Genomic DNA, 513 nt, shown 5'->3' on the forward strand with positions numbered 1-513 from the left:
CCCAGATCGTGCACGTAGGAGACGTCGTCGTCGAAAGAGGTGTCCGTGCCGGGCCAAATTCCCGCCACGATCGGTCCGATCACCCGTTCCACCCGTGGTTCGTACAACCGCGCGACGAGGGCGTCCAGGTGGATGGCGCGCGCCCTGATCAACCGCTCCTTGGCCTCGTCCACCTGCCCGGCAGTGACGGCGCCGGTCACCCCCATCTTGATGATGATCTCGTGGGCGAGGGCGTTGACCAGCCACGGCTGCCCCTGCGTCAGCTCGAACACTCGGTCCACCGCGTCCTTGGTGAACTCCTGTCCGGTCGCCTGGGTGTGCTGGCCGTACAGCTCGCCGATCTGGCCGGCGGTGAAGTCGCCCAGGCGCAGCGAGTCGGTGACGATGTTGAACGGGCTGATCGGGTTCGACCGGTCGGCGTCCCCGCCGCAGGCGACCTTGTAGTCACGCACATCGCGCAGCCCGCACAGCACCACGGACGCGGGAAACGGACGCCCCTTCGGCCGCGCGTTG

At 68.0% G+C, this 513-nt stretch carries 1 pseudogene; it reads right to left on the bottom strand.

Features of this window, described 5'->3' with window-relative positions:
- Positions 1 to 513 (bottom strand): annotated as a pseudogene (locus ABD732_RS18700) (ATP-binding protein); the annotation flags it as partial.

It is taken from the genome of Gordonia caeni, assembly GCF_039537105.1.
In the GTDB taxonomy this organism is placed as follows: Bacteria; Actinomycetota; Actinomycetes; order Mycobacteriales; family Mycobacteriaceae; genus Gordonia; species Gordonia caeni.